This window comes from Moorena sp. SIO3I6 (genome assembly GCF_010672095.1).
Genome location: NZ_JAAHHU010001698.1, coordinates 1 through 1,065 on the forward strand (window position 1 = coordinate 1; position 1,065 = coordinate 1,065).

Annotated in this window: 2 pseudogenes; one reads left to right on the forward strand and one right to left on the reverse strand. The window is 48.6% G+C overall.

Going from position 1 to position 1,065, the window contains the following annotated elements:
* Positions 1–421: 421 nt before the first annotated feature.
* Positions 422–919 (forward strand): annotated as a pseudogene (locus F6K49_RS54170) (HEAT repeat domain-containing protein); the annotation flags it as partial.
* Between the two features lie 19 nt (positions 920–938).
* Here F6K49_RS54170 and F6K49_RS52405 read toward each other — a convergent pair.
* A pseudogene (locus F6K49_RS52405) lies at positions 939–1,065 on the reverse strand (IS4 family transposase); the annotation flags it as partial.

The following is a 1,065-nucleotide window of genomic DNA, read 5'->3' on the forward strand; positions in this document are numbered from 1 at the left end:
TCCCCTTAACAAGGGGGGGACACTTCCCACACCTCCCATAAACTCCATGCTTCCCACACTCCCGATTCCCGATTCCCGACTCCCGACTCCCGATTCCCGACTCCCGACTCCCGACTCCCGATTCCCGACTCCCGATTCCCGATTCCCTCTTCTATATAATAGTCACTAAAATTGGTATAATTAAAACTAACCTTCGGGGAGCATCGTAGTGTCAAAAGGTTGCTGGGCTTAGGGTCTAGCGCCAAAATCAGCATAATTATAGTTACAGCGTTTTTCATAACTATGAGGTACACAGGATTTTTACCAGATCCGCTGTTCCCTCTTCTGTGCTCTTTTTCCCCCTTATTCTCTTTTCCCCCCTTATTAAGGGGGGTTAGGGGGGATCCCTATTAGCCGACTAACTCCGTGGGAAACTATCACCATGCCCCATAGAGGCAATTTCAACCGCCCAAAGCTTTTCCCTACCTTTAAGACTGGTGTTACCCAGTGCCTCTGTTATCTGTTAGCACTACTAGTAGCGGTACTGTTGATTGTCAACGGGAGTCATGCTCACCCATCGATTGACCCTCACGAATCACACCCTGAGCCAAAATCGTGGCAGCTCAAGGGGATTGTGGCAGCACTGGATGATACCGACCCCTTGGTATGGCTTAAAGCTTTCGACAAATTGTCTAGCTATAAATTGGATCAACTCAAGCCCCCCCTTGATATTCCTCACGAGACAATTGAGCAGATTGTAGGCTGGTTAGGGTATGAGAATGACAGAAAGTCGGTTCAGTCCAGAGTCCGTGCTAGTGCAGTATCAGCCCTGGAGGAAATGGGAGCAGCGGCCTCTAAGTACGCTCCCCAAATTGCCCAACTTTTAACCCACTCAGATAGTGATGTCCTTACTAATGCAGTAGACGCTCTGGGGGAAATGGGGTCAGCCGCCTATAAGTCTAAGTACAGGACAAAACATGTATTGATTGCCGAAAGTCGAACTGATGAAGGGATTGAGGATTAAGGATAAGATGACGCAGATGGTCAAAACCTAGACGGAAAAGACTCTTGGCCCTACGTCCGTGA